General features: G+C 58.0%; 7 protein-coding genes. 6 read left to right on the top strand and 1 reads right to left on the bottom strand.

The features are described 5' to 3' along the window. From AC0AP0_RS07275 to AC0AP0_RS07250, 6 genes are all read left to right on the top strand, one after another. Window positions 1-312 (top strand): isocitrate/isopropylmalate family dehydrogenase (locus tag AC0AP0_RS07275; RefSeq protein WP_490429928.1); only part of this gene is annotated, 312 nt, incomplete at its 5' end. 142 nt (window positions 313-454) lie between these two features. Beyond that, on the top strand, window positions 455-1,324 hold the full coding sequence (locus AC0AP0_RS07270) for a sugar phosphate isomerase/epimerase family protein (RefSeq protein ID WP_490429927.1): 870 nt from the start codon (window positions 455-457) through the stop codon (window positions 1,322-1,324). A gap of 115 nt (window positions 1,325-1,439) precedes the next feature. Continuing rightward, window positions 1,440-2,228, top strand: coding sequence for a sulfite exporter TauE/SafE family protein (locus tag AC0AP0_RS07265; RefSeq protein WP_110425851.1), 789 nt, complete (start codon window positions 1,440-1,442; stop codon window positions 2,226-2,228). Between the two features lie 180 nt (window positions 2,229-2,408). Further along, window positions 2,409-4,127: a putative PEP-binding protein gene (locus AC0AP0_RS07260; protein ID WP_490429925.1), complete on the top strand. Its 1,719-nt coding sequence runs from the start codon at window positions 2,409-2,411 to the stop codon at window positions 4,125-4,127. Window positions 4,128-4,160: 33 nt separating this feature from the next. Further along, complete coding sequence (locus tag AC0AP0_RS07255) at window positions 4,161-5,024, top strand: transketolase (RefSeq protein WP_121912932.1); 864 nt, start codon at window positions 4,161-4,163, stop codon at window positions 5,022-5,024. A 58-nt stretch (window positions 5,025-5,082) separates the two neighbouring features. Beyond that, a complete protein-coding gene (locus tag AC0AP0_RS07250; protein ID WP_110426037.1) occupies window positions 5,083-6,063 on the top strand; it encodes a transketolase family protein in 981 nt (326 codons plus the stop codon). A 141-nt stretch (window positions 6,064-6,204) separates the two neighbouring features. Here the strand turns inward: AC0AP0_RS07250 and rho are convergent. Further along, window positions 6,205-6,819 (bottom strand): transcription termination factor Rho (gene rho / locus AC0AP0_RS07245; protein ID WP_490429923.1); only part of this gene is annotated, 615 nt, incomplete at its 5' end.

The following is a 6,819-nucleotide window of genomic DNA, read 5'->3' as shown; positions in this document are numbered from 1 at the left end:
GGCGACATCATCACCGACGAGGCCGGCGCAGTTGTGGGCGGAATCGGCTATTCGGCATCAGCCAACATCAATGTGACAGACGAACATCCCTCCATGTTCGAGCCCATCCACGGCTCCGCCCCCGACATTGCAGGCAAGGGCATAGCCAACCCTTCGGCCACGGTCCTGTCTGCCGCCATGCTCCTGCAGCACTTCGGGTACGACAAAGCAGCCGCCCGCATTGATCGCGCCGTGGAAGCGGATGCTGAGGAGAACTCCTCACGCAAACGCAGCACTGACCAAATCGGCCAGGACATCATCGCAAGACTGTAAATAGGCAGCAACACACCTGTAAGCGCTCCGGAGGATTGAAACTCCGAACTCCGGGCGCCTAACCACCCTATCCGCAGCGAGGATGCCGACGGACAGGACGAACCAGGGGCATCCATAAGTTCCGACAACGAGGTTAGACAATATGAAAATCGCATTGGATCCCACACCATTCCATCCTGATCTGCCATTCCTGGATCTGCCCAAGGCGGTAGCGGACGCAGGCTACAAGTATATGCAGCTGGCTCCACACGATGCTTTCCTGCCGTTCTATATGCACCCCAAGGCGGACGACGAACTAGTCAAGGACTTCGCGGCCGCCCTGAAGAAAGCGCATGTTGAGCTGTGCTCGCTGCTGCCGGTCTACAGGACCTCCTGGCCCGACGAGCGAGAGCGGCAGACAGCCGTGCGCAATTGGAAACGGGCCATCGAAATCGCAGCTCTGCTGGACGTGCACGTCATCAACAGCGAATTCAGCGGCATACCGGAGCGCTATGAGGAGTCCGAGGCTGCCTTCTACGCGACCATGGAGGAGATACTGCCCCTGCTTGAGCGGGAAGGCATCCGCATCAACTTCGACCCGCACCCCTACGATTTCGTCGAGAACGGCATCGATGCACTGAGGATCACCAGAGGCCTGAACAGTCCGCTGGTCGGCGCGGTCTACGTGGCTCCTCACACCTTCCACTACGGCAATAATGTGGACGGGATCACCGCCCTGGCCGGCAAACGACTCAGGACGGTCTATATCTCAGACAGCTATGACCATCATCGTTCGCATGAACTACGCTATATAGCCAATCCCCCAGGGACCAACGCCCGCGTTCACCAGCACCTGAAGGTGGGCGACGGCGATGTGGACTTCAAGGCCCTGTTCGCTGCCCTGAAGAAGAACGGGTTCCTGGACCGTGAGGATTCCATCATCGTCTCCAACGTATTCGCCGAGGACGAGACCGCCCACGAAACGTCCGTCTACCAGCGTGAAACCATAGAACGCCTGGTGGCGGAAGCCTGAACGCAACTGCCTGTTTCCTCAGGAGTTGCCATGTCGGCCGGCACTGAATGTGACGCAGTGTCGGCCGACTCATCTTCTTATAAAGAGCGTGCGCCAACAAAGGAAGTGACCTAACATGAACCTCTGGCTGATCATCGGTTTGGCGGCGGCTGCTGTCCTGATCGGCCTGGACAAGTCGTTGATACCAGGCTCAGCCATCCTGGCGGTGGCCGCTCTGGCGTCACTGATGCCCGCCAAAGAAGCCACCGAGCTGACGCTGATCATGGCTGTCGTCGCTGACTGGACCGCCATCTGGGCCTACCGGCATGACATTGTGCTGGCTTCCCTGCTTAGACTGTTGCCGACTGTGACCATAGGCATCCTTGCCGGTGTCTGGTTCTTGTATCACGCTGACAATGACGCGACCAAAAAAACCATCGGGGTCATACTTGCCTGCTTCATTGCGCTTTACTTCCTCTCACGCATAAGGTCCGCGCTGAAAACGCGGCACGGCGGCAAGGATGAAGCCCTCCAAATCGAAACCAAAAGCAAGAGCAGGCAGAAGCAGTGGATAAGCGTGGCCTTCCACATGCTCTGCGGCGTTCTGGCGGGTTTTACCACCATGGTGGCCAATGCCGGAGGACCGGTCACAGCCGTCTATTTCAGCAGCGAGCGGTTGCCGGTCAAGCAATTCCTAGGCACCACGGCAGCTTTCTACTTAGTGGTGAATATGGTGAAGCTGCCTTTCGCAGTCGGACTGAACACAACCAACAGAGAAACCGCGCTTGCCCTCCTATGCGTTCTCCCGCTCACATTGCTCGCCGTCTTCTGCGGCAGGCTGATCGCCGGTCACGTCAACCAGAAAGCCTTTACTGCGGCAATCTATATCTTCGCAGTCATCGCCGTCATCAACCTTCTGGTCTGAAAGGCGCCATTATGGCAACAGTACCAATTCCTGCACAAAAATTGGCAGAACGCTCCCAATCTCAGCAAAAGACCAAGACAGACTTGAATCTGGCTGAAGGCTTACTACCTTAGCCAATGCCGAGAACAGACACAGCGCGTGTTGTCTATTCAACGCCTTCGATCCAATGAGGGAAATGCTATGCGCAACACTACAGAACAATTCGTGTACAAGCTGTCTGAAGGCGATGCCTCCATGCGTGATCTGCTGGGAGGCAAGGGAGCCGGCGTGGCGGAGATGACCAAACTAGGCATGCCTGTGCCCGAAGGTTTCACTATCACCACGCAGGCCTGCAAAAACTACCTATCCGGATCCAACGACATCAGCCAGGAAATCCGCAAGCAGATTCTGAGCAGTCTGTCCGATCTGGAGAAAGCCACTGGCAAGCGACTCGGGGACGGCGTTAATCCCCTGCTGGTATCGGTCAGATCAGGAGCTCAGGTCTCCATGCCCGGCATGATGGACACCATTCTCAATCTGGGACTGAACGAAGAGGTGGTGCAGGCTCTGATCAGTAAGACCGACAACCCCCGCTGGGCCTGGGACTCCTACCGCCGGTTCATTCAGATGTACAGCAATGTAGTGATGGGCTTTCCCGAGGAAGTCTTCGAACAACGCCTCTCCAAGCGCAAGACCGAGCGACAGGTCAGCGACGACAACGACCTGGATGCCGAGGACATGGAATGGCTGGCCCACCGTTTTCTGGACGATTATCAGCAGCAGGAAGGCCACGAGTTCCCGACCGATCCCACCATCCAGCTCTTCGAATCCATCAAGGAGGTCAGGGCTAATGCGGACACGCCGGAAGATGCTCGGCGTTCACAGGAGCTGGGTGCTGAGGGAATCGGCCTGTGCCGCACCGAGCATATGTTCTTCCAGCCCGATCGCATCGAGGCCGTCAGACGGATGATAGTGGCAGCAGACGAAGAAGAACGTCAGGAAGCTCTCGACGCCCTCCTGCCCATGCAACGTGAGGACTTTACCGCCATGTATGAGGCCTTGGGCGGAAGGCCGATGACTGTCAGACTGATTGATCCGCCACTGCACGAATTCCTGCCCAAAACCGCTCAGGCCGTGGAAGCTCTGGCAAAGGCGACCGGGCATACAGCCGAGGAGATCAAAGACACTGCTGACGAACTGACCGACGTCGATCCCATGCTGGGACACCGGGGATCCCGCCTGGCAGTCACCTACCCCGCCATCGCCCGCATGCAGACCCGGGCCGTAGTGGAAGCCGCCATCCAGGTCAAGCGCCGGCACCCCGACTGGTCCCTTGCTCCAGAAATCGAAATCATGGTGCCTCTGGTCAGCGAACCGGCGGAATTCAAATATGTCAAGCAGATTGTGGAGGAGACGGCAAACCAGGTCATCAGGGAATCCGGGCTTCCCATGTACTGCTCGGTCGGAACCATGATCGAAACCCCCAGGACGGCACTGCTGGCCGGTGATATAGCAGCCGGCGCTGAATTCTTCTCTTTCGGCACCAACGACCTTACCCAGACGACCTTCGGGCTCAGCCGGGACGATGCCGGCTCCTTCCTCCAGGACTATTACGACAAGGGGCTTCTGCAGGAGGATCCCTTCTCCCATCTGGACCAAGCGGGAGTCGGCAGGCTGGTTGAGATGGCGGTGAAGTATGGCAAACGCACCCGTCCGAACCTGAAGGTCGGCATATGCGGCGAGCACGGCGGGGATCCCTCCTCCATCGAATTCTGCGAGCGCGTTGGCCTGGACTATGTATCCTGCTCAACCTACCGGGTGCCGGTGGCGAGACTGGCCGCAGCCCAGGCCAGTCTGGGCAGGCATGCGCCCGAACGCAGGAAAGACAGCAATCAGGAAAACCAAACACCGCCGCAATAAGAACCAATCTACAAGAATAGTAAGGAAATCAACATGAACGAAAGCACCGATGCGGACAAGGTCAGAGAACTCAAACAGTTCGCTGGTCGGATCAGACAGGAGACGATCAAGGAGATCTCAGCCTTTGGGACCGGCCACGTAGGGGGATCCCTGTCGATAGCCGACCTTTTGGCCGTCCTGTACGGGCAGGAGATGAACATCAAGCCCGAGGATCCACAGTGGGCCGACCGGGACTGGTTCGTCCTGTCCAAGGGCCACTGCGCCCCGGCCCTATACGCCACACTCGCCTTGCGCGGATACTTCCCCATGGATTGGTTGAATACCCTCAACCGCAACGGGACCAACCTTCCCAGCCATGCCGACAGACTCAAGGTTCCCGGAGTGGACGTAACCGCCGGGTCCCTGGGTCAGGGGGCCTCAGTAGCCTCCGGCGTTGCCCTGGGACTGAAAATGGATGGTCGGGACAACAAGGTCTATCTGGTCATAGGAGACGGCGAGAGCCAGGAGGGGCAGATTTGGGAGATGGCCCTTTTCGCCGCCCAGCATCGCCTGGGCAATCTGATTGCTTTCATGGACTATAACGGCCTGCAGCTGGACGGATACTGCAAGGACATCTGCTCCTTGGGAGATGCCGCAGCCAAGTTCGAGGCTTTTGGGTGGCAGGTCGTTGACGTTCCCGATGGCAATGACGTCCCCTCCATTCTTCAAGCTTTGGAGACAGTCCACAGCAAGACACAAAAGACCGACGACCGACCTTCAATGATCGTGCTTCACACGGTCAAGGGCCTGGGATGGTCCGAGATTGCCGGAACTCCGAAGAGTCATTCAACAACAATCAACGAGCAGCAGCGCGACCAGGCTTTGGCTGAAATCCAAACAATGATGGATGCAGCCTGAGCATGAGAGCCATGTGCGCGAGCCTGATTGCACACGGACAGATGAAAAGGGAAGAGGAATGATAGAACATACTTTGAAAAACGAGAAACAGGAAATGCGGCAGGCCTTCTGCCAGTGCCTCCTCGATCTGGCGGCCGACGAGGAGCGCCTGGTTCTGCTGGATGCTGATTTGATGAGTGCCATGGGCACCAAGCCCTTCCAGGAAGCCTACCCCGAACGGACAGTGGACTGCGGCATCCAGGAAGCCAATATGATCGGCACTGCGGTAGGACTCTCCCTTACCGGCAAAATACCGTTCGCACACACCTTCGCCTCCTTCATGAGCCGAAGGGCCATGGACCAGATCTTCATTTCCGGCGCCTACAGCAAGGCCAATGTCAAACTCATTGGCTCCGACCCGGGAATCACCGCCAAGACCAATGGCGGCACCCACATGTCCTTTGAGGATATGGGGATCATGAGGGGCATCCCCACAATGACCGTCCTGGAAGCCACCGACATCACCATGCTGAAATGGATAATGGGTTGGATGTCCCGAACCTACGGCATGCAATACATGCGGTTGGTGCGCAAGCAGTGCGTCAAAATCTACCGGGATGGAACTGATTTTCAAATAGGAAAAGCCGTGCAGGTCATGAATCAGTTCGATGCACAGGCAACCATCATCGCCAGCGGCGTCTGCGTGGCTGAATCCATCAAAGCCGCCCGTACCCTGAGCGATGAAGGCATAGGGGTCCGCATCCTCGACATGTTCACTTGGAAACCATTGGACAATCAGGCTGTGATCGATGCGGCCAAACAGACCGGGGCTATCGTGACCGCCGAGAACCACAATGTCAACACAGGTCTGGGTGCTGCCGTCAGCGAAGCAGTGGCAAGCAGCTGTCCGGTTCCTATCGAATTCATTGGAGTGCACGACCGATTCGGCCAGGTCGGCGACCAGGACTATCTGGCTCAGCAGTACGGAATGACCGCAAAAGACATTGTAGAAGCCGTCAGAAAAGTCGTCGATAGAAAGCGCCTGTATCTTCACCGCTGACATCTAAGACGTCACCGGAGCACAGAAGAGGGGCAGGGTGTCGGATTGCCGGCACCCTGCCCCTTATTGACCTGTGGCTTAACGCGCGAACTCTAGCCTGCAGCCCTGGACCGGGTTGCACGCACGTTTACCGGATCATTCCTATTTCTGAGCCAGCATGGACTGGTTGATCGCCGCCAGGAAGTCCCGGTTGGTGGCGGTCTTCTTCAGCCTGGGCACCAAGGTCTGGTAGGCCTGCTCGGTCTCCATGCCGCCCAGGAGGCGACGCAGCCGGTAGACCACAGCCAGCTCCTCGGGTGCAGTGATCAGCTCCTCGCGCCGGGTGCCGGAGGCATTGATGTCGATGGCGGGGAACATACGCTTATCGGCCAGGTCCCTGGTCAGTCTCAGCTCCATGTTGCCGGTGCCCTTGAACTCCTCGAAGATGACCTCATCCATCTTGGACCCGGTCTCCACCAAGGCCGATGAGATGATGGTCAAAGAGCCGCCGTTCTCGATGTTGCGTGCGGCACCGAAGAAGCGCTTGGGCGGATAAAGGGCCTGAGCATCCACGCCGCCGGAGAGGATGCGTCCGGAGGCGGGAGCCGAGATGTTGTAGGCGCGGGCCAGACGGGTCATGGAATCCAGAAGGACCACCACATCTTGTCCCAGCTCCACCAGGCGCTTAGCCCGTTCGATGGCCAGCTCGGCCACGGTGGTGTGATCGCTGGCGGGACGGTCGAAGGTGGAGGAGATGACCTCGCCCTGAACCGTGCG

It is taken from the genome of Bifidobacterium sp. POST2/T3 (B1), assembly GCF_058197115.1.
The sequence above is the reverse complement of the archived record's forward strand: the minus strand, read 5'-3'. Positions and strand labels throughout refer to the sequence as shown.

Bases quoted from the DNA above. Each gene is read 5' to 3' on its own strand.
- AC0AP0_RS07260 (WP_490429925.1), top strand. From the start codon at position 2,409: ATGCGCAACACTACAGAACAATTCGTGTACAAGCTGTCTGAAGGCGAT.
- AC0AP0_RS07270 (WP_490429927.1), top strand. From the start codon at position 455: ATGAAAATCGCATTGGATCCCACACCATTCCATCCTGATCTGCCATTC.
- AC0AP0_RS07265 (WP_110425851.1), top strand. From the start codon at position 1,440: ATGAACCTCTGGCTGATCATCGGTTTGGCGGCGGCTGCTGTCCTGATC.
- AC0AP0_RS07250 (WP_110426037.1), top strand. From the start codon at position 5,083: ATGATAGAACATACTTTGAAAAACGAGAAACAGGAAATGCGGCAGGCC.
- AC0AP0_RS07255 (WP_121912932.1), top strand. From the start codon at position 4,161: ATGAACGAAAGCACCGATGCGGACAAGGTCAGAGAACTCAAACAGTTC.